This is a genomic window from Bradyrhizobium ingae, assembly GCF_055791185.1.
On the sequence record NZ_JBVUBB010000030.1, the window covers coordinates 33,497 to 55,060 of the forward strand.

At 63.8% G+C, this 21,564-nt stretch carries 16 protein-coding genes; 5 read left to right on the top strand and 11 right to left on the bottom strand.

The genetic code is table 11. The features are described 5' to 3' along the window. Positions 1–109: 109 nt before the first annotated feature. Complete coding sequence (gene hpnO, locus ACV1FX_RS31080; RefSeq protein ID WP_473121354.1) at positions 110–1,501, top strand: aminobacteriohopanetriol synthase HpnO; 1,392 nt, start codon at positions 110–112, stop codon at positions 1,499–1,501. 225 nt (positions 1,502–1,726) lie between these two features. Here the strand turns inward: hpnO and ACV1FX_RS31085 are convergent, their stop codons facing one another. The 6 genes from ACV1FX_RS31085 to ACV1FX_RS31110 form a co-directional block, all read right to left on the bottom strand. After that, entirely contained in the window at positions 1,727–2,488 is a 762-nt protein-coding gene (locus ACV1FX_RS31085) for an anti-sigma factor family protein (protein WP_473121355.1), read from the bottom strand. Further along, positions 2,485–3,036 (bottom strand): sigma-70 family RNA polymerase sigma factor, encoded by a 552-nt coding sequence (locus tag ACV1FX_RS31090; RefSeq protein WP_473121413.1) that lies wholly within the window; start codon positions 3,034–3,036, stop codon positions 2,485–2,487. The genes ACV1FX_RS31085 and ACV1FX_RS31090 overlap by 4 nt, the downstream gene beginning before the upstream one ends. Positions 3,037–3,139: 103 nt before the next feature. Then, a complete protein-coding gene (locus ACV1FX_RS31095; RefSeq protein ID WP_473121356.1) occupies positions 3,140–3,475 on the bottom strand; it encodes a cupredoxin domain-containing protein in 336 nt (111 codons plus the stop codon). 24 nt (positions 3,476–3,499) lie between these two features. Further along, the gene (locus tag ACV1FX_RS31100; RefSeq protein WP_473121357.1) at positions 3,500–4,438 is read right to left on the bottom strand and encodes a metallophosphoesterase family protein; all 939 of its coding nucleotides are present in this window, start codon (positions 4,436–4,438) and stop codon (positions 3,500–3,502) included. Between the two features lie 127 nt (positions 4,439–4,565). Continuing rightward, positions 4,566–5,255: a DUF4336 domain-containing protein gene (locus tag ACV1FX_RS31105; RefSeq protein ID WP_473121414.1), complete on the bottom strand. Its 690-nt coding sequence runs from the start codon at positions 5,253–5,255 to the stop codon at positions 4,566–4,568. Positions 5,256–5,263: 8 nt separating this feature from the next. Further along, the gene (locus ACV1FX_RS31110) at positions 5,264–6,883 is read right to left on the bottom strand and encodes a GMC family oxidoreductase (protein ID WP_473121358.1); all 1,620 of its coding nucleotides are present in this window, start codon (positions 6,881–6,883) and stop codon (positions 5,264–5,266) included. A gap of 199 nt (positions 6,884–7,082) precedes the next feature. Here ACV1FX_RS31110 and ACV1FX_RS31115 point away from each other — a divergent pair, with 199 nt between their 5' ends. Continuing rightward, complete coding sequence (locus ACV1FX_RS31115; RefSeq protein WP_473121359.1) at positions 7,083–8,252, top strand: M20 aminoacylase family protein; 1,170 nt, start codon at positions 7,083–7,085, stop codon at positions 8,250–8,252. Positions 8,253–8,271: 19 nt separating this feature from the next. Here ACV1FX_RS31115 and ACV1FX_RS31120 read toward each other — a convergent pair whose 3' ends face one another. The 3 genes from ACV1FX_RS31120 to ACV1FX_RS31130 form a co-directional block, all read right to left on the bottom strand. Continuing rightward, a complete protein-coding gene (locus tag ACV1FX_RS31120) occupies positions 8,272–10,803 on the bottom strand; it encodes a hypothetical protein (RefSeq protein ID WP_473121360.1) in 2,532 nt (843 codons plus the stop codon). A gap of 235 nt (positions 10,804–11,038) precedes the next feature. Next, complete coding sequence (locus ACV1FX_RS31125) at positions 11,039–12,661, bottom strand: inorganic phosphate transporter (protein ID WP_473121361.1); 1,623 nt, start codon at positions 12,659–12,661, stop codon at positions 11,039–11,041. A 108-nt stretch (positions 12,662–12,769) separates the two neighbouring features. After that, positions 12,770–14,167 (bottom strand): UdgX family uracil-DNA binding protein, encoded by a 1,398-nt coding sequence (locus tag ACV1FX_RS31130; RefSeq protein WP_473121362.1) that lies wholly within the window; start codon positions 14,165–14,167, stop codon positions 12,770–12,772. Between the two features lie 168 nt (positions 14,168–14,335). On the opposite strand from ACV1FX_RS31130, the gene ACV1FX_RS31135 reads away from it, so the two are divergent. From ACV1FX_RS31135 to ACV1FX_RS31145, 3 genes are read left to right on the top strand one after another with little or no spacing between them, the layout of a single operon-like run. Then, on the top strand, positions 14,336–15,127 hold the full coding sequence (locus ACV1FX_RS31135; RefSeq protein ID WP_473121363.1) for an ImuA family protein: 792 nt from the start codon (positions 14,336–14,338) through the stop codon (positions 15,125–15,127). Continuing rightward, positions 15,018–16,670, top strand: a complete 1,653-nt coding sequence (locus tag ACV1FX_RS31140; protein WP_473121364.1) for a Y-family DNA polymerase — start codon at positions 15,018–15,020, stop codon at positions 16,668–16,670. The genes ACV1FX_RS31135 and ACV1FX_RS31140 overlap by 110 nt, the downstream gene beginning before the upstream one ends. Beyond that, on the top strand, positions 16,667–20,164 hold the full coding sequence (locus ACV1FX_RS31145; protein ID WP_473121365.1) for an error-prone DNA polymerase: 3,498 nt from the start codon (positions 16,667–16,669) through the stop codon (positions 20,162–20,164). Before ACV1FX_RS31140 ends, ACV1FX_RS31145 begins: the two co-directional genes overlap by 4 nt. A gap of 155 nt (positions 20,165–20,319) precedes the next feature. Here the strand turns inward: ACV1FX_RS31145 and ACV1FX_RS31150 are convergent, their stop codons facing one another. Continuing rightward, entirely contained in the window at positions 20,320–21,090 is a 771-nt protein-coding gene (locus ACV1FX_RS31150; protein ID WP_473121366.1) for an SDR family NAD(P)-dependent oxidoreductase, read from the bottom strand. 178 nt (positions 21,091–21,268) lie between these two features. Then, entirely contained in the window at positions 21,269–21,556 is a 288-nt protein-coding gene (locus ACV1FX_RS31155) for a hypothetical protein (protein WP_254096314.1), read from the bottom strand. Positions 21,557–21,564 lie beyond the last annotated feature (8 nt).

The following is a 21,564-nucleotide window of genomic DNA, read 5'->3' on the forward strand; positions in this document are numbered from 1 at the left end:
GTGCAACATGATTTAAAGCTGTGCTTGCGAAGATGGTCCGAAAAAGGGCAAAAGGCCGCAACGACCGTTTTCTGTTGACGACACAGCCATCAACCGAAGTATGTAGCGGATGCACACTCCAAATCCAAACATGGCCCAGCTCTTTGCTGACCGCGAGGCGCAACGCAGCTCCCTGCATACGCGTCACCTGAACGAGCAGTTCGTTCGGGTGCTCAAGACCATCGGTTACGATGTCGGCTTCCAGAAAGGGCAGGGGCAGTACCTCTACGACCGCGATGGCGCGCGCTATCTCGACCTGCTGTCCGGATTCGGTGTGTTCGCGATCGGCCGCAACCATCCGGTGATGCGCGAAGCGTTGAAGAGCGTGCTCGACGCGGATCTGCCCAATCTCGTTCAGTTCGACGTCTCGACGCTCGCCGGCGTGCTCGCCGAGCGGCTGCTGAAATACGTGCCCTATCTCGACAAGGCATTCTTCGCCAATTCGGGTGCGGAGAGCGTCGAAGCCGCGATCAAGTTCGCTCGCGGTGCCACGGGGCGCCCAGGCATCGTCTATTGTTCCCACGCTTATCACGGCCTGACCTACGGCGCGCTGTCGCTGACGGGGGATGCGAATTTCCGCAGCGGCTTCGAGCCGCTGCTGCCCGGCTGCACCTCGGTCCCGTTCAACGATCTCGCCGCGCTGGAGAAGGCGCTGTCCTCGCGCGAGGTCGCAGGCTTCATCGTCGAGCCGATCCAGGGCAAGGGCGTCAACATGCCCACCGACGAGTTCCTGCCGGGCGCGGCTGCGCTCTGCAAGAAATACGGCACGCTATTCATCGCCGATGAGATCCAGACCGGCATGGGCCGCACCGGCCGCTTCCTCGCGGTCGAGCACTGGAACGTCGAGCCCGACATGGTGCTGCTGTCGAAATCACTTTCGGGCGGCCACGTGCCGGTCGGCGCGGTGCTGACGCGGAAAAGCATCTTCGACAAGATCTTCAACCAGATGGACCGTGCGGTGGTGCACGGTTCGACCTTCTCCAAGAACGACCTCGCGATGGCCGCCGGCATCGCCACGCTGGACGTGATGGAATCCGAGAAGCTGATCGAGGCTGCCGCCAAGCGCGGTGCCGAGCTTCGCCTCGCGCTGACGCGCATGGTGCCCGGCTATGAGCTGATGAAGGAAGTGCGCGGCAAGGGCCTGATGATCGGCGTCGAGTTCGGCCCGCCGAAATCGCTGCGGCTACGCGCCTCCTGGAACGTGCTGGAGACCGCCAACAAGGGCCTGTTCTGCCAGCTCATCACCGTGCCGCTGTTCAAGGACCACAAGATCCTGACGCAGGTCGCCGGCCACGGCAGCCACACGATCAAGCTGCTGCCGCCGCTCACCATCACCGAAGAAGACTGCAACTGGATCGAGAAGGCGTTCGACGACGTCATCGCCGGCAGCCACAAGGTCCCCGGCGCGATCTGGTCGCTTGGCAAGACGCTGGTGGACAACGCGGTGAGGCGGTCGGCGTAGGCCGGTTTACTTTGCCGCGTATAGCGATCGGGATTGCGGCCGCCAATCAGTGCACCATGTCGTCCTGGCGAGAGCCAGGACCCATACCGCGTGATCTCTCAGTAGAACTTCAGGGCCAGTACCAACCACGGAACTGCATGCTGTGGTAATGGGCTTGGCTTTCGCCAAGACGACCTCGAAGAGGATTGCGCAGCAGTAACCACGTTGTTGTGGTTCGGCAGAACCTTACCCCTCCACATTCGCCTTCATCGCCGTCTCGAACTTGTCGACGAATTCCGCGAGCTCGTCGGCTCCGATGTCGCTGACGGCCCAGAAGTTCAGGCCGCGGTCGCCCCAGCGGCGGCAGTTGAAGCCCTGCATGGTCTGGGTCTTCGGCGGGCGGTGCTCGGCGCTTGCAGTCTGCGACACGAACAGGTTGATGATGTGCTGCCGGCGCCGGTAGACCACCGCGCCGATCGCGCGGGCGTCGATATAGTCGAGCCGGCCGCCGACCAGCGTAAAGCCCTGCGCGGTGAGGTCGATCACGGGCGGCGCGACATCGAGCTTGCCGTTGAACCACGGTTTTACCGTGTGCTGGTCGGTGGAGACGACATCGGTCAAATGACCGGCCTGAAGCGAGCGCAGATGCGCCGAGACGACTTCGGACAGGATGCGCTGCTGGTCGTCCTGGCGCAGCACGATAGCGACGAGGCCGGTGGCGGCGAGCGCCGAGACCGCCGAGCCCATCGCAAAGCCGCGCAGCACCGCGCGGCGACTCTGCTGGCGCGGCTGCGGCAGCGAGGCTTCGATGCGGGCGCGCAAGGCGCTGGGCGCGGTGTAACGCAGGCTCGCATCGGCGAGCACGCGCTTCATCTCGCGCTGCGCGGCGAGCTCGGCTGCACAAGCCGGGCAGGTCGCGATGTGCGCCTCGACCTCGCTGGTATGGCCGGCGTCGAGCTCGCCGTCGATCAGTGCGTGAAGCAGAAGCTTTGCCTCGTCGCAGGTCATTTCGGTTGCTCCTCTTCCGCCATCCAGGCTGCACGCAGCATGGCGCGGGCCCGGGCAAGGCGGGACATCACGGTGCCGATCGGTGCGCCGACGGCGTCTGCAATTTCGCGATAGGACAGGTTGTTGATCTCCCGCAGCACGAAGGTTTCCTTGAAAGGCTCGGCTAGAGCCTCGATGAGTTTTCTGATCGCCGTCGCATCGCGCGTCCGCAGCATGTCAGCTTCGGGATTTGCTTCGGTTTCGCGCCAGATCGGCGGCTGGTCGGATGCTTCGGGAATATCCTCGATCGCCGCGGGCGAGCGCGCCCGACGCGCATATTCTGCGTTGCAGACGTTGCGCAGGATCGCGAACAGCCATGGCTTCATCGCCGGACCGCGATAGCTGTCGAAATGCTTGAGGGCGCGCAGATAGCACTCCTGCACGGCGTCCTCCGCATCCGAGGCGTCACGCAGCAGGTAGCGCGCGAGCGTATAGACATCGTCCAGATACGGCAGCGTCGCTTCGCGGAAGCGCCGCGCCTTGTCGGGATCGTTGCTGATGGAGGACATCGCCGCTCGCTTTGCCTTGTCGCCGTTGCCGGCTTTCGACGCGCGTGCCCGGCCAGCGTCAATCCACTGGCCGGGCAGGATGGTGATGCCTTGGTTTGAGCCGTTACTCAACCTTGATCAACCCCGTCATGTGCGGATGCAGCGAACAAAAATACTTGTAGTCGCCGGCCGCAGTGAAGGTGAATGCAAATTTGTCGTCGGTGTCGAGCGTCTTGGACCTGAACTTGCCGGCCGAGACGATGGTGTGGGGGATATCGTCCCGGTTGGTCCAGGTGATGGTGGTGCCGGTCTTCACCGTGAGCTCGCCCGGTTGGAAGGTGAAATTGTCGATATGTACCTCCATGTCGTCGGCGCGGGCGTTGGTAATGGGCAGCAGCACGGCCGCGGCCAAAGCGAGACCTAGGTCGAGACCGAAGTCGCGGCGATTGAGTGTCTTCATGATCAGCTTCCGTTCAGCCTTGAATCAACCTTGGAGCGGCGTATCGATGATGGCGAGCGGCTGGTTGCCTTGCTTGAAGTTGACGCTGGCGACACCGAGCATGGAGCGGAGCTTTGCGTCCTCGACCTTCATCGGGCCGGGTGAGGGGGCTGCGCCCGGCGCGGGCTGCGGGAAGGCGGTAGAGCGCGCGGTGTGGAAGGTGACGTTGCCCTCGATCTTCTGCATCACCTGGTGGATGTGGCCGTTGAGCACGGTGACCGAACCGAAGCCCTTGACGTATTCGAGCGCGCGCGCGCCGTCCTCGGTGCCCCACCCCCATTGCGGATAGACGGTCCAGAGCGGGATATGGGCGAACAGCACGATCGGCGTGGACTTCGATTTGCCGCGCAGATCATCCTCCAGCCATGCGAGCTGCTCGGCGCCGAGATTGCCGAGCCCGCCGGCCTTGAGGTCGACGACGTTGACGAGGCCGACGAAGTGCACGCCGCCGGCATCGAACGAATACCAGCCCTGGCCCTTGGTGCCGCGGCCGTAGCGGTCGCGATAGAACTTCACCTCCTCGTCGAGGAAGTCGTGCTCACCGGGCACGTAATGCACGTCCAGCTTGGTCTGCGAGATGATGCGCTCGGCATTGTCGAACTCGGCGGCCTTCGACAGATGCGTGATGTCGCCGGTGTGGATCATGAAGGACGGCTTGGCCGGCATCGCGTTGATCTTGTTGACGGCTTCCTCCAGCGTGCCGAGCGCGTTGGGATTGGCGGGCTTGTCGAAGCCGACATGGCTGTCGCTGATCTGGAGGAACGTCATGCCGGGCGCTTCCGCAGCTTGCACGGAATCGACGATGCCAAGCGAGCGCGGCACGCCGCCCGTGATGGTCCAGAGCACACCTGTCCCTGCCCAGGTCATGCATTCGAGCACCTTGCGGCGGTTGACGCCGTCGTCCTCGTGGTCGTGTCCGCTCATCACGCCTCTCCTTGCGCCCGGAATTGGGCTTCGGGGGAGGTGATCGGGGAAGGGGCTGGTTTATTCCGGGAAGCGATGACGATTTCGTGAGGGAGTGGCGCAAGTCCAGCGGCCTCAGATCTGCCGCTTAAGGGCTAAGCCACGCAAATGCGCGGCGCAGAAATGCCGATGCATCCGTCTCGACTGGCGTTCCGTGGGCCATCAGTACCTTTTCTGCAGGCCACGCGAGAACGCGCGTGAGAGCTTCTCGCGCCACGCGTCGGTTGGCAAACGCAATCCGGAACTTGTGCGGCACCGACGGCTCGGGCCCAACCATGCGATCCAGCTTCGCAACGGTTGCCCGCCACCCCGACAGCAGATGAGACGGAATTTGCTGGAGGAGATCTGTGAAGAGCACCGTCCTGCTGCTGGCATGAAAGAACACCACTTCCGTCGTGATTAGGTTGCCACGCACCGCGACTTGGTCGATGACCTCGGCCCAATCGGGGGCCGGTGTATCCTCGACGTCGGTATCGAAGCTGATATCGATGCGCTTCTTGCGCAGGCCGGGAGGCGCGTGGAGCTTGGCTCCCGGGTAGGCCCGCTTCCACTCAGGCAGGAAGAGGTGATGAAGTGAGTTGGGCGCGACGATGTGGCGGACTTCGCCGACGGTATCGACTGCTTCTCGCAGAGCCTCGGTGATTTTCGTGGGCGACCAGACAAACAGACTTCCGTCCGGTAACCTGATGACCGCCATTCGGGTAGGATAGTGAAATCCAGCGACCGCGACGTTGGGCCCATCTGCGATCCAGATGTCGCGGCCGAACTCCTGCAGCATCGTCAAAGCTACCTCGCATCTTCCAAAATCATCATTGCCCCTTTTTCGGCGATCATCGCGGTCGGCGTATTGGTGTTGCCCGACGTGATCGTCGGCATGATCGAGGCGTCGATGATGCGGAGGCCACTGAGGCCGTAGAAGCGCAGGCGCTCGTCGACGACCGCCATAGGATCATTGGCCGCGCCCATCTTCGCCGTGCCGACGGGATGGAAGATGGTGGTGCCGATATCGCCGGCGGCTTTGGCGAGCGAGGCATCGTCATCGCCGACGGAAGGACCGGGCAAATATTCGCTCGGGTGATATTTTGCCAGCGCCCTCTGCCGCATCAGGCGGCGCGTGGTGCGGATGGCGTCGGCTGCGACCTGGCGGTCGTCGTCGGACGAGAGGTAATTCGGCGCGATGATCGGCTTTTCTTCCGGCGTCGCAGCGCGTAAGCGAACGGTGCCGCGCGAGGTCGGCTGGAGATTGCAGGCGCTGACCGTGATCGCGGGGAAGCGGTGCAGCGGATCGCCGAACTTGTCGAGCGAGAGCGGCTGCACGTGGAACTGGATGTTGGCGCGCGCACGCGTCGCGTCGGAACGGGTGAAGATGCCGAGTTGCGACGGCGCCATGGTCAGGGGACCGCGGCGACGGAAAGCATAGTCGAGCCCCATCAGGCCGCGGCGGAACAGGTTGTAGTAGGTTTCGTTCAGCGTGCGGACGCCTTCGACCTTGTAGATCGCGCGCTGCTGCAGGTGGTCTTGTAAATTGCGTCCCACGCCGGGTCGGTCCATCACGATGTCGATGCCGAGCGGCGACAGCCAGTCGGCTGGTCCGATGCCGGAGCGATGCAGCACCTGCACGGAGCCGATGGAGCCGGCCGAGAGGATCACCTCGCGCCTGGCGCGCGCCTCGATGGTCTCGCCATTCTGAATGAAGCGTACGCCGACGGCACGGCCCTGCTCGATGATGAGACGATCGACCAGCACGTGCTTCTCGAGCCGCAGGTTGGGCCGCTTCAGTGCGGGCTTGAGGAAGCCGCGCGCCGACGACCAGCGCCGGCCGCGCTTCTGGTTGACATGGAAATAGCTCGTGCCCTCGTTGTCGCCGGTGTTGAAATCCGGGATGCGCTTGATGCCCATCTCCTCGGCCGCGTCGCCGACAGCGTCGAGAATGGTCCAGGACAGCCGCGGCGCCTCGATGCGCCAGCCGCCACCGACACCGTGATGCTCGCTCGGCCCAAGAAAGTGGTCCTCCAGCCGCTTGAACAGCGGCCGCACGTCATCATAGCCCCAGCCGGTGAGCCCGAGCTGGCGCCAGTGGTCGTAGTCGGCGGCTTGTCCCCGCATCGAGATCATCGCGTTGATCGCCGAGCACCCGCCGATCACCTTGCCGCGGGGATAGGCGAGCGCGCGGCCGTTCAGCCCGGGCTCGGCCTCGGTCTTGAACATCCAGTCCGAGCGCGGGTTGCCGATGGCGAAGAGATAGCCGACAGGAATGTGGAACCAGATCCAGTTGTCGTCGCCGCCGGCCTCCAGAATGAGGACGCGGTGCTTCGGTTCGGCCGTGAGGCGGTTGGCGACGATGCATCCCGCCGTGCCGGCTCCGACGACAATGTAGTCAAACTCACCTTCGAGCCGCCTTGGCATTCTGTTTCCACCCGGATGATCGTCATGCCGGGAATCCGTCCCGGACATCCACGTGCTCGCTGTTTTAATAGTCGGACGTGGATGGCCGGGACAAGGCCAAGCATGACGGCGGGCCAGGGCCATGTCCGAAGCGGTTAGGTGGACCGCCGCTTGCATGGTAGACAGTCCTGTATTCCCAACCGAAAGCTTGAGATCCTCCATGCCCATCGTGAACCGTGTCGCCGACCTTCAACCTGACATCCAGGCTTGGCGGCGGGACATCCATCAGCACCCCGAGCTGCTGTACGACGTCCACCGCACCGCAGCATTCGTCGCGGATCGCCTGCGCGAGTTCGGCTGCGATGAGGTCGTGACCGGCATGGGCCAGACCGGCGTGGTCGGGCTGATCAAGGGCAGGAAGCCGGCGGGCGAAGGTATCAAGACCATCGGCCTGCGCGCCGACATGGACGCACTCCCGATCGAGGAGCAGACCAACCTGCCTTATGCCTCGAAGAATCCGGGCAAGATGCACGCCTGCGGCCATGACGGCCACACCGCGATGCTGCTGGGGGCGGCCCGCTATCTCGCGGAGACCCGCAATTTCGCCGGCGATGCGGTCGTGATCTTTCAGCCGGCCGAGGAGGGCGGTGCCGGCGGTGCGGCCATGGTCAAGGACGGACTGATGGAACGTTTCGCCATCGATCAGGTCTACGGCATGCATAACGGCCCCGGCATTCCGATTGGCTCGTTTGCGATCCGGCAGGGGCCGATCATGGCAGCGACCGACGAGGTCGACATCAAGATCCAAGGCCTCGGCGGGCATGCAGCGCGTCCGCACAAATGCATCGATTCAGTACTGGTCGGTGCGCAGTTGATCACGGCACTGCAGTCGATCGTGGCGCGCAGCATCGATCCCCTGGACTCGGCCGTGATCTCGATCTGCGAGTTCCACGCGGGCAATGCCCGCAACGTCATTCCGCAGACGGCGGAGCTCAAGGGTACGATCCGTACGCTGACGCCGGAGGTGCGCGCCCTCGTCGAGAAGCGCGTGCGCGAGGTGGTGGCGGGCGTGGCGCAGATCACCGGTGCGACAATCGATCTGCATTACAAGAGGAATTATCCGGTGGTGAACAATCACGCCGCGCAGACCGATATCGCGCGGACGGTTGCCAAGCAGGTCGCGGGCGATGGCAATGTGCACGAGATGCCGCCCCTGATGGGCGGCGAGGACTTTGCCTACATGCTGGAAGCGCGGCCCGGCGCCTTCATCTTCTGCGGCAATGGCGACAGCGCGGGCCTGCATCACCCCGCATATAATTTCAACGACGAGGCGATCGTCTACGGCACGTCCTACTGGATCAAGCTGGTGGAGAGCACGCTGGCGGCGTAAGACCGCGGGCGTGCCGGCATCATCTCGTGATTGCGCCGGCGATCTTCCTCAGCGCCTCGGCATTGGCCGATACGCCATCGCGCAGGCACGGTGCGCCCGGTTCGAGACCGAGTGCACCGTGAATGAACTTGCGGGCCGTTTCTGACAGCGCCCAATCCATCGGGGGCTCGAACGGCTGCCCGTCCACTTCCCCCTTGCACAACATGAGCGGAACGAACTCCGCCGTGACGTTGGGCGGAAGAGCGAGAGCGGACGTCGCGACGAAAGCGTGCATGATGTGGGCCTCGTGGCCTGTGCGACTCGCGAACAGGCCGGTGAGCGGCGCGAGCACCTCGTTGAGCAGTCGCGCGCTGTTGCTCTGCTGCTCAGGCGCGGCTTGCGATTCGGCAGACACGGGTGCCGTTTTCGTACCGCCCGTCGGCAGGGACTGCTGCGTCGGTTGCTGGCCGGGAGGGCGCGAGTCTTTCGTGGTCTCTTCAAACCCGATGAACACGAAGATGAAGTGCAGGGGCTCGGTCCGCTCAGGCAGCGCGGCGATGGCCTGCGCGAGTTCGCTGAGGGCCGCAACGCCGGCGGCGTCGAAATAACCACCATCCAGGATATGACCTTGGCGTTTGCCATCCCTGGTCAACGTACCGGCGGGACTGATCCACGGAAAGCGGGCGCCGTTGTGAATCGCGGTTGAGATCGCGACATCCCGGCCCGCAATCCCATGGAAGTCGTCCGCGTCGATTGCGTTGCCGAGATTGACGGTGCTCGTCAGGATCCGCCGGCCCGTCTCTTCGCTCGCACCATTGATGATGAGAATGGGTCGCCAGGGCAGATCCTTCTTGGGGCCGAGCGTCAGGAAGGGTTGTCGCATCAGGTTCGTGCAGCTCTTCCGATCGACCGGGCAGCTATCGTTCCAGGCCACTTCCCAAGCCCGCTCGAGGGCTTCGGCGCGATCGGGCAGGAACGCGATCGGCAGGAAGCGCTGGAGCAAGTCGGGAAACAGCATGCCGGTCAACGTTGGGCTCAACGCATCCGCGCCCGTGAAATCGGGCAGGGTCTTCGCAAGCAGGTCAGGCGCGACGGCGGGATCGACGTGCAAAAATGCGGAGTAGCCGACCGCGCCGACGCTGCCACCCGAGACCGAGCTGATCGCGAACAGGCTCGGTGCCAGCGCGCCGTTGCTCAGCCGATGCAGCGCGCCCAGAACTTCCGCGGTCCAGTCTCCGGCGCGCGATGCGCCGCCTTCGGACGCGACCAGCACGATCGGGAGCGCGCCGTCCTTCGGGGGATCCTTCTGTTTTGATCGCCACATCGTGTAGGCTTCGGGGAGCGATATCCGCGATGCGACGGGAAGCGGCCCGGGACCGCGTCCGAAGGCCCGGCGGCCGACGGTGTGGTTATCCATCCAGAGACTGAACACGGCAGCGGCGAGCAACGTACTTGCCACGATGGGCAGGCGAAGGCCGCCTCCCGTCTGGATAGCGATGATGGTCGGTGGGATGATCAGGCCCAGGCCGATGAAGACGACCGCGGGGGCGCCGAGGACGTGGCCGAACAACACCGGCGCGAGAGCCGCAAACACCATCAGCACAGGCGCCAGCAGCAGGCAGATGCCGACCCACCAGCGCGCAAAGCCGATGCGTTCGTTGGCCGTGCGAAAACGCCTGGTCCAGTCTTCGCGCTTGATCAGGAAAACCAGGAATCCCAGTGCGACGCCGACCAGAAGGAAGGGCAGACCGAGATGTCGTTGCGGAATGCGCAACAGCGCGATCAGCACCAGCACGAAGGGTGCAACGCCCAATACGCGTGGCCCCCATTCGAGCAGCCATCTCGGCCGCCACGTCGTTCGGTCCAGGCCGTAGTTGAAATCGATCAGCAGCCGCGGCCAGAGCCAGGACTGGATTCCGAGGAACAGCAGGCCGAGCACGAAAGCGATGAGCTGATGCTTGGGCGCATCGAGCGAGTCATCGCCGATGGAACGCACGAGATCGACGCCTTGCGGCAGCAAAGCGAGGATGAGGCAAGCTCCGAGCACGAGGATTGCCAGCGTGCCGATGCCGCGGGTCATTTCGAACGTCCGACGGATCAGGTGCCAGCGCCCGGTCAGCCCCTCGAACGCCTCGGGATCAGTATCGGCGTTGCTGACGGCGACGCCGCCACGCGCGCCCGTCACCGTGACGGAGCCGTGATTGTTGCCGTACTTGCTGAGCAGGTCATTGGCATAGAGGATCACCTTGCCGGATGTACGGAAGCGGTGCGTGCATCCGCGTCCGATCGGGAAGCGTTCGCCGGTGCCTTCGATTTCGGCACACAGGCAGAACCAGTTTTGGCCGGCAAAGCGCGGCTCGATCTGGAAGATGTCTGCGATGAAGTTGCGATAGCCCTCAGGACCGCAGGATATCCACCAGTCCTTCCAGCGGCCGCAGGCGCTGAATGACCAGACCTCTCCGGCCACGACCTGCGGCCCGTCGTTGGCCTTGATCTCGGATCTGACCTCGGTCGGTCCAAAGCTTTGCGACGGTGCGATCGTCGCAGCAGGCTGTTCGGATACGGTGGTCATGAAATGATCAACCCCGCGAAAAAAAATGTTCGATCCGCAATGCGGCGTCGGCGGCCAGCTGGGCCGCCCGGCCATGGATCAGCGCGCATTGTAAGCCTGCGCGAGGACGGTTTACAATCTGAAGATGTAGTTGCGGCGACAGGTAATTTTGCACCTTGATGCCGGGCAAAGCACAAGGCCCGCGCCAACTGGCGCGGGCCTTGCTCGTGGATTGACGGTGGACCCGGATGTGTCTTCAGAACACGCGCGAGAAGACGTAGTACAGCACGCCCGAGATGATCATCGCGGCCGGCAGCGTCAGCACCCAGGCCATTGCGATGTTGCGGATCGTCGCCCATTGCAGACCGGAGCCGTTTGCCGCCATGGTGCCGGCGATGCCGGATGACAGCACGTGCGTGGTCGAGACCGGCAGGCCGTAGACGTCGGCGGCGGCAATGGTGGCGGCTGCGGTGATCTCGGCGCAGGCGCCTTGCGCGTAGGTCAGGTGCGTCTTGCCGATCTTCTCGCCGACCGTGACGACGATGCGCTTCCAGCCGACCATGGTGCCGAGGCCAAGCGCGATGGCGACCACGATCTTCACCCAGCCGGGGATGAACTTCGTGGCGCTATCGAGCGAGCCCTTGTAGGCGGTGAGCACGGCGACGTCGTCGGCGCTGAGCTCGGCCTCCTTGTCCTTCATCAGGAAACGGATCGCTTCCGAGACGAGGTACATGTCGTTGCGGGTGTTGCCGACGAGTTCCGCCGGCACCTTCGCCAGCGATCCGTAGGTGGTAACCTGCTTTGCGATGTCACGCACGAGCACAGCGAGCGACGGGAACGTGCCGCCGTTGACCTCGTGTTGAGCGACGTAGTTGGTCACCGCGGGGCGCGGGTTGCCGATCACGTTGTAGCCGGCAGCCTTGGCCTCGATCACCCTGCTCGCGGCCTCCGAGTTCGCGGTGAACGCCTCGATCTGGCTCGCCGGCAGCGCGCGGTTGAGCGCATAGGCCGTCGGCACGGTGCCGATCAGGATCAGCATGATCAGGCCCATGCCCTTCTGGCCGTCATTGGAGCCGTGGAAGAAGCTCACCAGTGTGCAGGTAAGGATCAGGATGCCGCGGATCCACCACGGCGGCGGCTGATCGCCCTTCGGCTCGCCGAACAGAGCGGGCGTTGCACGCAACAGCACGGTACGCAGGATCAGGAGCAGGCCGGCGGCGAGCGCGAAGCCGAACAGCGGCGACAGCAGCAGCGCCTTGCCGATATTGGTGGCCTGGGTCCAGTCAACGCCCGAGGTGCCGCTGCGGCCATGCAGGACCGCGTTCATGATGCCGACGCCCATGATCGAGCCGATCAGCGTGTGCGAGCTCGACGCCGGCAGGCCGAAATACCACGTGCCAACGTTCCAGATGATCGCTGCGATCAGAAGTGCGAACACCATGGCGAAGCCGGCGCTCGAGCCGACCTGGAGGATCAACTCCACCGGCAGCAGCGAGACGATGCCGAACGCGACTGCGCCCGATGACAGCAGCACGCCGAACAGGTTGAACATGCCGGACCAGACCACGGCGATGTGGGCGGGCAGCGAGCGAGTGTAGATGACGGTTGCGACCGCATTGGCGGTGTCGTGGAAGCCGTTCACGAACTCGAATCCGAGCGCGATGAGCAGCGCGACGAAGAGCATGAGGAAGGGCGCAATGCTCTTGACCTGCGTGCCGGTCGCATCGACGTCGACCCAGATGCTGTAGGCGACGAAGAGCAGCGCCGCGGCGATGATCCCCATGTAAATAATGCCGGTCAGCGGATGAAAACCGCGGTCGAGGTCGGGGCCCCTCCGCAAGGCCGGCTCGATGGAGCCGGGTAAAGCAAGGTCACTCATTGAAAACTCTCCTGTCCCTGTGCCCCGATTTTGCGCGCGGCATGTGACAGGCAGTTGAAATGACGGTGCTTCTCCACCGGTATCTGCTGCGGCGCAGCGTGAGCTACGTCACGCAGCTCGTGCCGATTTTTCCCGGAATCCGGCCGCGATCCTGAGATCGTCGACGAAGCGCTGGTATTCCAGCTCCTTGGCCTTGGGGTCCGGCAGCCGCAACAGGTAGGACGGATGCACCGTCACCAGCGCCTTGCGGCCGTCGGCGAGGTCGATCAGCCGGCCGCGGTTCTTGCCGATCGGGGTGATCTTGCCGAACACGCATTGCGCGGCGGTCGCGCCCATCGCGACGACGAGGCTGGGCTTGAGCGCTGCCAGTTCCCGTTCATACCATTGCCGGCAGGCACGGATCTCCGGCGTGTTCGGCTTCTGGTGCAGGCGGATTTTCCCGCGCGGTACAAACTTGAAATGCTTCACCGCGTTGGTGACGTAGACCTTCCTGCGATCGACGCCGGCCTCTTCCAGTGCGCGATCGAGCATCTGCCCGGCCGGTCCCACGAAGGGGTGGCCGGCGATGTCTTCCTTGTCGCCCGGCTGTTCGCCGACCAGCATGATGGTGGCGCTCTTGGGGCCTTCGCCGAACACGGTCTGTGTTGCATCCTTGTAGAGATGGCAGGCGCGGCAATGGGCGGCTTCCTCGCGGAGCGTTTCGAGATCATCGGCGGCGGGTTTGCGTGGCATGGAGGCCTCGGGACGCAGGGTGGTCCGTCCGCCGGTCCAGCGTTCGGCATCGGCGAGCAGAGGTTCAAGTATCGAGGCTTCCGGGAGGTTCCTCGCGCGCTTGTCGGATGTTTCCGCTGCGATCGGCCGATCAGGATTGAAATGGCGGCGCCAGGTTTCCTCCAATCGGTTTGATGCCGGCATCTCCGTCCGGCTGATCCCCGGCGTGAAGGAGATGACGTGGCCGTCCCAATGGGCGCAAATATCGGGCGTCAGGATCGACCAGGGCATGTCGGCATAGCGGCGCGCGAAAAAGGGCGCCGCGAATGCGACGATGTGATGCTCCGGCACGAACCAGGCGGCGTAATGTGCCTTCTGCTCGCGTCCGATCTCGCGGAAACGGATGACATCGCGCATGCGTTGCACGTCGCGATGCACGGCGTTAGCCATCGTCATGGCCAGTGCCACGTCGGGATCGGTCATCAGTCCGAGGAGGTCGTGATCGGCTTTCAACCGCCATAGCAGGCGATAAAGCAGCGCAAAGCGTTCGCCGTCGCGATTGAGGATCGCGACGCGCGCAAGCTCGATGAAATTGGCCGGGACGTTGAAGGTGCTCTCGATCTCGATCGGCGGCAGGCTCGGCGCTTCGGACAGGCCGGGCGGCATCTGATCCTTGGTTGGGCCCTGCACGTCCCACGTCACGTCCACCGGGGCGATGTGATGCAGTGCCAGCGCGCGTGCGGCTTTACGCCAGCCGTCAAAATCAGTCTCGCTATCAAGGGTGATGAGGTACATGGCACTTGAATCCTATTGATTCCGCTCATGAATCCGCGGGCGCGCCAATTCGATTGACTCCAGTGGCGCTGTTAGCTTTATATTAGAACATATCATGAACAAATGAGCCAGCCGATCGTTTGTCTTTCTGACGATCCTGGCGACCCATCAGGCAAAGGAGCAGCGAGCATGAGCGCACGCACAAGCGCGCTTGCGGCTTTGCGCGGCCAGATCGAGCGCATCGAAACGTCGGAAGCCGCGCATCATCGCGATCGCGTGGCGCTCGGCCACCCGGAAGCAGACGACGCGTTGCAGGGCGGGCTGGCGCGCGCGGCGATCCACGAAGTGTTTTGCGAGGGACGCCAGGGCACGGTTGCGACGGGGTTTGTCTCCGGCCTTGCAGGTCGCGTGATGGCGCGCCGCCCGCTGCTGTGGGTGCGCCAGGATTTTTCGGAAATCGAGGCGGGCGCGCTGTCGATGAGTGGGCTGGCCGAGTTCGGTCTCGATCCGCGCCGCGTGGTGGTGGTGCGCGCTGCCGATGCCGAGAGCGCGCTGCGGACGTCAGCAGATGCGCTTGCCTGCGATGCGCTGGGTGCCGTCGTGCTCGAGCTCTGGGGCGAGACGAAACAGTTCGATCTCGTGGCAAGCCGCAAGCTCACGCTTGCAGCCCAGGCTTCCGGCGTGACCGGGCTGCTGCTGCGGATGGCGGCAAACCCTCTGCCGTCGACCGCGGAAACCAGATGGATGTTGCGGGCGGCGCATTCGCCGCCTGGACCTGTGTGGAGCGCCTGGGGCGCGCCTTGCTTCGATGCCGAGCTCGTTCGCAATCGTCATGGCCCGGTCGGCCGGTGGATCATGGAATGGAAATGTGATGAGTGCCAGTTCAGCGAACCGTCGTCGTATCCTCAGCCTGTGGCTGCCGCGCCTGCCCGTCGATCGCATCAAGCGGGTGCTTTCGCTCATCAGCGAAAGGCCGGGTAAAGCGTTTCCAGGCGAAGTGGATATCGGTTCGGGTGGAGAAAACGCGTTAAAACGAAAAGATGAACCGAGCATCGTCGTTGCCAAGGAAAGCAACGCGCTTTCGATCTACGCGCTCGATGAAGCGGCTGGGCGCCTCGGTCTGCATATCGGCCAGCCGCTGGCGAATGCCCGCGCGATCTGTCCAGACATCAAGGTGTTCGACGCCGATGTCGCGGCGGATGCCAGGACGCTCGAGGATATCGCCGACTGGTGCGATTGCTTCACCCCGCTGGTGGCGCTCGATCCCCCGCATGGCCTCTTTCTCGACATCACCGGCTGCGCGCATCTGTTCGGCGGCGAAGCCAATCTGTTGCAGGCGCTCGTTCGTGCGTTGGCACGGCAGGGTTTTGCGGTCAGCGCGGCGATCGCCGGCACTTCCGTTTGCGCGCGCACGCTGACGCGGCAGGCACCTGGCACCATCGTTGCCGATGGCGCGGAGGCGGAAGCAATCAACCGTTTCCCGGTCTCGGCGCTCGGCGCGGATGACGCCATCGCCACGGGTCTGCGCCGCGCCGGCCTGAAGACCATCGGCGATGTTGCTTCGCGCAGCCCCCACGAGATCACTGCGCGCTTCGGTGCGCGCTTCTCGACGCTGCTCGCGCATGCGCTGGGGCAGGGCGATGCGCCGATCAGCCCGCGAAAACCGTTGCCTGACTACATCGTGGAAAAGCGCTTCGCCGAGCCGATCGCGACTGACACCATGATCGCGATGACGCTGTCGCGGCTTGCGGATACGCTTGTTACCTCAATGGAGAAGCAGGGCAAGGGTGCGCGCCGGCTTGAAGCGGCATTCTTCCGCACCGATGGCGTGGTGCGCGCGATCATGGTCGAGACCGGGCGTCCCGTCACGCAAAGCAAGGTCGTCGATCGTCTGTTTCGCGAGCGGCTCGACACACTCGCCGATCCCCTCGATCCCGGCTTCGGCTTCGACATGGTCCGTCTCTCGGCGAGTCGCACCGAGATCGTCGTGCAGGAGCAGCGCGATCTCGACGCGCACGTCCATGACAATGACGAACTCGCCGCGCTGGTCGATCGCATCGCTGCGCGAATCGGCGGCAAGCGCGTCGTCGTGCACCTGCCACAGGATACGCATATCCCGGAGTGCGCCGTGCTGGCTGCGCCCGCGCAGCATCATCTCGCCGCTGCCGCGCAGGCTGAATGGCCATCGCGCGTCGCAAACGAGCCACCGCTGCGTCCGTTGCGGCTGTTCAACAGACCGGAGCCGATCAAGGTGCCGTTCGCGACCGTGCCTGACGGTGCGCCGCATCAATTCACCTGGCGCCGCGCGCTGCATGCAGTGGTGCGGGTGGAAGGGCCCGAGCGCATCGCGATGGAATGGTGGCGGCAGGACGGCAAGCAGCTCACACGGGACTACTTTCGTGTCGAGGATGCCGAAGGCCTGCGGTTCTGGATCTTTCGCGATGGTCTCTACGATAGCGAGCTTGTCGACGAGGAGGGCAGGTCCGTTCCCGCTAACTGGTATGTGCACGGTCTCTTCGCATGAATACGCCTGCTTACGCCGAGATCGGCATCACCACCAACTTCTCCTTCCTGCGCGGCGGCTCGGATCCGCGCGCCTATGTGCATCAGGCCAGCATTTTGGGCATTCCCGCGATCGGGATTGCAGATCACAACACGCTTGCCGGCGTGGTGCGTGCCTACAAGGAACTCGACAATACGGAAGTGCTACACAAGCCAAAACTCCTGATCGGCACGCGCATCGTCTTCATCGACGACACGCCCGACATCCTGGTCTATCCGCGCGACCGTGCTGCTTACGGCCGGCTCTGCCAGCTTCTCACCCGGGGCAAGCGCGGCGATGACATCACACGGATCGAGAAGGGCGAGTGCCATCTCACCTTCGCCGATCTCCTGGAATTCTCCGAAGGCCAGCTTCTGGTCCTGACGCTGCCGCATCGCTTCGAGCCGGGACAAGCGCTGGATGTTCTCGGAAAACTGAAGACAAGCCGTGCCGAGGGCGTGTGGCTGGCAGCGAGCCTGCTCTATCGCGGCGACGACCGGCGTCGCCTCGCGCGGCTCGATGATCTTGCGGTGAAGGCAAAGGTGCCGCTGCTCGCGACCAACGAGGTGCTCTATCACCATCCCGCGCGCCGGCCCTTGCAGGACGTGCTGACCTGCATCCGGGAAAAAACCACGATCGAGGCGATCGGGAAGAAGCTGGAGGCCAATGCCGAACGTTTCCTGAAAACACCTCGGGAAATGGCGCGGCTGTTCCGCGATTTCCCTGCGGCGATCGCAGAAACCATGCGCTTTGCAGACGCAATCGACTTCTCGCTCGACCAGCTCAAATATCAATATCCGGACGAGCCGGTACCGCCGGGCAAGACCGCGCAAGGGCATCTGGAGGACCTGACCTGGGCGGGCGTGCAGACATATTTCGGCGGCAGGATCGACGACAAGCTTCGCGCCACCCTGCACAAGGAGCTCGCGCTGATCGCCGAGCTGAAATACGCGCATTATTTTCTCACCGTGCACGACATCGTCCATTATGCGCGCAGCCAGAACATTCTGTGTCAGGGCCGGGGCTCGGCGGCGAATTCGGCCGTGTGTTACGTGCTCGGCATCACCTCGGTCGATCCGACCAAGGTCGATCTGTTGTTCGAGCGCTTCATCTCCAAGGAGCGGCTGGAGCCGCCTGATATCGACGTCGATTTCGAGCATTCGCGGCGCGAGGAGGTGATGCAATATGTCTATCGCCGCTACGGCCGCCATCGCGCCGCGATCATCGCGACCGTCATCCACTACCGCCCGCGCAGCGCCATCCGCGATGTCGGCAAGGCGCTGGGCCTGACGGAGGACGTCACCGCGGCGCTCGCCGACACGGTCTGGGGCAGCTGGGGCAAGGGTCTCAACGACATGCAGGTCAAGCAGGCCGGGCTTGATCCCAACAATCCCATGGTCAGCCTCGCGGTCGAACTTGCGACCGAGCTGATCGAATTCCCGCGCCATCTCTCGCAGCATGTCGGCGGCTATGTGCTGACCCAGGACCGGCTCGACACCTATGTGCCGATCGGCAATGCCGCGATGGACGATCGAACGTTCATCGAATGGGACAAGGACGACGTCGATGCGCTCAACATGATGAAGGTCGACGTGCTGGCGCTGGGCATGCTGACCTGCATCCGCAAGTGTTTTGATTTGATCGACCAGCACAAGGGCAAGCGCTGGGTCCTGGCGAGCGTGCCGCAGGACGATCCCAGAGTTTACGACATGCTGTGTGACGGCGAGTCGCTCGGCGTGTTCCAGGTCGAGAGCCGCGCGCAGATGAACATGCTGCCGCGCCTGAGGCCGCGGACCTTCTATGATCTCGTCATCGAAGTCGCGATCGTGCGCCCCGGGCCGATCCAGGGCGACATGGTGCATCCTTACTTGCGACGGCGGAACGGCCAGGAAAAAGTGAGCTATCCATCTCCGTCACCGGAGCATGGCGACAAGGACGAACTCTACAAGGTGCTGCACAAGACGATGGGCGTGCCCCTGTTCCAGGAACAGGCAATGCGGATCGCGATCGAGGCGGCAAAATTCACCTCCGAGGAAGCCAACGGCCTGCGCCGCTCGATGGCGACCTTCCGCAATGTTGGCACCATCGGCAAGTACGAGGACAAGCTGATCGGCAACATGGTCGCGCGCGGCTATGACCCCGACTTCGCCAGGAGCTGTTTCGACCAGATCAAGGGGTTTGGCTCCTACGGCTTTCCGGAGAGCCATGCTGCGAGCTTCGCGCAACTCGTCTACATCTCCTCCTGGCTGAAACATTATCATCCGGACGGATTCTGCTGCGCGCTATTGAACTCGCAACCGATGGGCTTTTATGCCCCCGCGCAAATCGTCGGCGACGCCCGCAAGAACGGCGTCGAGGTGCGTGAGATCGACGTCTCCTATAGTTTTGCGCAGAACACGCTGGAGAACACGGATGGCAAGTACTGCGCCGTGCGTCTCGGCTTCCGCCAGATCGACGGCTTTCATTGGCTCGATGAGGATGAGGAGAAGCTGAAACAAATTCAGTCGTCATTCCGGGAACCCAACCACAACGGGACTGCGCTCCCTCTCCCGCTTGCGGGGGAGGGCTGGGGTGGGGGTGTCTCCGCAATCGATGATCCCCAAAAGGAGAGAGCCCTCACCCGGATCGCATCGTTAGATGTGATCCGACCTCCCCCGCTTGCGGGGGAGGTGAAGGAAGACTGGGCCGACCGCATCGTCGCCGCGCGCAACCGCCGTCCTCTCACTTCGCTCGAAGACTTCGCCCGTGACACCGGCCTGCCCAAACGCGCGCTGATCCTGCTGGCTGATGCCGACGCCTTCCGCTCGCTCGGGCTCGATCGCCGCGAGGCGCTATGGCAGGTGCGACGCCTGCCCGATGATGTGCCGCTGCCGCTGTTCGAGGCGGCAACCGCGCGCGAACAGCCGGACGAGCATGCAAAACCGCTGCCGGTGATGCCGCGCCCGGAGCAGGTCGTCGCCGACTACCAGACCATCCGCCTGTCGTTGAAGGGGCACCCGATGGAATTCCTGCGCGAGATGTTTACGCGCGAGCGCGTCATTGCCTGCAAGGACGTCAATCATGAGAACGAGCGGCGCCGCGTTCGCTGCGCCGGCGTGGTGCTGGTCCGGCAGCGGCCGGGCAGCGCCAGCGGCGTCGTGTTCATGACGCTGGAGGACGAAACCGGCATCGCCAATGTCGTGGTGTGGCCCAAGATCATGGAGCAGTACCGCAAAGAGGTCATGGGCGCGCGTCTCATCCTGGTCGAGGGCTATATCCAGAGCAGCCCCGAAAAAGTGACGCATCTCATCGCGCAACGGATGGTCGACCGCTCGCACGATCTCGTCGGGCTTGCCAATGATGCGCTAAGCCTCAGGCATCCACCCCTCGTCGAGCCCCTCAACGACGATCGCCGCGACCATCTCGATGCGCCCGCGCAGAAAATCCGCCACCCTCGCGACGTGAGGATTCTGCCGCCGTCACGGGATTTTCATTGAGGTGGAGTGCGCGTTATGGCGGAAAATGCTGCCACACCCTCAGTCGTCATACCCCGCGAAAGCGGGTATCCAGTACGCCGCAGCTTCTCTGCGAAGCGACCAATGTCTCTGGAATACTGGATCGCCCGGTCAAGCCGGGCGATGACAGTGTGCCCTCAGAAATTCACCCGATTCGATATTCCGCCGTCCACGACGAGATTGGAGCCTGTCGTGAACGATGACACCGGGCTTGCCAAAAACACTGCGGCGTTTGCGATTTCCTGCGGCGTTGCCATGCGCCCCGTCGGATTGCGGGCGAGCGTATCCGCGAAGAGTTTGGGCATATTCTGTTCGGTCATGTTCCAGACGCCGCCCTTGAAATAGACGGTGCCGGGCGACACCACGTTGACGCGTATCTTCTTCTTGGCGTATTGCCGCGCCAACCCTTTGGCCATGTGGATCAGTGCCGCCTTGATCGGACCGTAGGAGCTCGCCTGGTTGGCCTGCGCCGCCGACACCGAGGAGATGATGACGAAGGCTGCATCGCCGTTTTTCTCGCTGCTTGCTTCGAGGAACGGTCGCGCGGCATCGAACGCATGCACGGCGCCGAGTACGTCGAGCCGGAAATTCTGTTCCCAAGAGGCGACATCCGCGCCTTGCGCCATGGCGCCGGCGTTGGAGAACATCATGTCGATGCCGCCGAGTTCCTCAGCGACGCCGTCGATCCAGGATTTCAGCGTCGCGCCATCGGTCACATCGACCGCGCTACCCGTCGCGCGCACGCCGCTCGCTTTCAATTCGGCCACGGTGGCCGCGACCTGCTCGGCATTGCGCGCGCAGACCGCGACATTGGCGCCTTCACCCGCCAGCGTCGTCGCAATCGCCCGCCCGATTCCGCGCGTGCCGCCCAGCACGACGGCGCTTTTTCTTTTGAGACCGAGATCCATTTTGAGGTTCCTTGTTGATTCGTGTGGAGTCTGATCGTTCAAGCGACCATGTTGAATTGGTTCTCGAAGTCATACCCCGCGGCTTCGCAGTTCTATTACCGGCGTCTCTGGAATACTGGATCATCCGCTTTCGCGGATGATGACAGCGCGCAAGACGGCCGGAGCACAGCTTCACCTCTCACTCCGGCGCTGCGCCTACCGGCGGGCCGCCGGGCGGGCGGTGCAGGAAGGTGAGCGATGCGTAGGCGCCGATCCATGAGCCGATGGCGGCGAAGGCGACGTAAGTCGCGTTTTCGGTGTAGCTGATCACGGCGTAGGAGGAGAGCAGGTACCAGATCGCGCTCCAGGTCGCCGCCGGCACGCGCTTGCGCGCCACGACCGCAGAGGTGAACATGACGTAGACCGCGTCGGTGGCGGCGGTCGCGAGCAGTACGGCACCCGCGGTGAGGGGATCGATGGCAGCCATTGCAGTCC